Genomic DNA, 1,303 nt, shown 5'->3' on the forward strand with positions numbered 1-1,303 from the left:
AGATCCATGTTGCTGACGTAGACCTTGATCTCATCGCCGGGCAGGAAGAACACTTGGAGTGCCCCGCCTTTTTCGTAGCGCTCAATGGGCACGGTCTTGCTGAGGGTGCGCCGCGCAAGGCAACACTCAATCGCTTTCTCAATGTCCATCGCATGGACCTTCTCCAGTGGGACCGTCCAGTGCCCAGTGATCCAGGTCACCTTCACGGTGAGGTCCGGTTGCCATTGGCTGGGCACTCGCACGCAGCACGAAGTCTTGCCGCCCCCTCCGTACGGCGGGAGGTTCGAGCCGTAGTTGCCGTCGACGGAATACTCCTGCACCCCTTCGTCGGTGAAGCTGTAGCCCGTGATGCCCGCCGCGAACATCTTTGCCTTCTGTGGCTGCGATGGCGACGCGGTGGAGGCGACCGACTGGCAGCCGGTCAGCACCCAGCCCGCCACGGCAAGCGCAGCGAGTCGGCGCAGCAAGGCGCTCAGGTGATTCATGGGGGTACGCGGGAGACGCTGCAGGCCGGATACGGCGGAGGTCATGGGTTCAACGGGCACGGATAAGCTCTTTGGTTCTTGTTGCAGGATGGGTGTTGCGGCCGTGGCGGCCTATTTCTTGGCTCAGGCTGCCTGTCAGCCTTGGCGACGAGCGGCGTTGGGACCTGTGTTCGAGAAGCGCCCAAGCGCTTGCCACTGCACCCCGCCCCAAAGTCCGATGGCGTCGTTCAGACTGCAAGCGCCGCTCTTGGCCCTGAACCAGGTGTCCGCCAGCTCGGGGGCCGCTTCGAACTCTCCCGCCGCGCGCAGCGCCAGGCCCGCGAACGCAGCGTGATCAGCGAGGTTCTTCAGACCGAGGGCCTTGGCCCTGCCCAGCACAGTGCGCAACCAATCCTGAATTTCCGCGCCGGAGCGGGAGATGTGCAAGTGTGGCTTGGTGCGACGCAGTTCGGCGTGCAGCATGTCCGCTTCCATGTCCTGCATCAGCGCGTTGTATTGCAAGTCGTCCAGCACGATTCCGGTGTTGGCGGCGCCTGCCGACACCGCCGATGCCTCGGCGCTGAAGCTGCGAGTCAGCGCCCCGGTTCGATCAGCAAGAACCCATTCGCGCACCGTGTCCTGCAGCATCGCGCGTTGGGCCGCCGTGATGTGGCGCAGCAGACCGGCAAGCACGCGGGTATCGGCAATGCGCAAGTACAAGCGCATATCGTCGGTCGTGCTCGCGCAGGCAAGCCAGGACAGGAGCCGGCACAAGTCATCCACAGGCTTGAGGGTTCGCACGATGCTCAGGCTGGGGGATGCATCGACGGCCTGGCCCA

At 64.3% G+C, this 1,303-nt stretch carries 2 protein-coding genes; both read right to left on the minus strand.

Going from position 1 to position 1,303, the window contains the following annotated elements:
• The coding region (locus WKW80_RS37190; RefSeq protein WP_340368559.1) for a DUF3304 domain-containing protein at positions 1-530 on the minus strand (530 nt) is incomplete at its 3' end.
• A gap of 90 nt (positions 531-620) precedes the next feature.
• On the minus strand, positions 621-1,303 hold a 683-nt coding region (locus WKW80_RS37195; RefSeq protein ID WP_340368560.1), incomplete at its 5' end, for a DUF4123 domain-containing protein.

The organism is Variovorax humicola, from assembly GCF_037889915.1.
Lineage (GTDB): Bacteria > Pseudomonadota > Gammaproteobacteria > Burkholderiales > Burkholderiaceae_C > Variovorax > Variovorax humicola.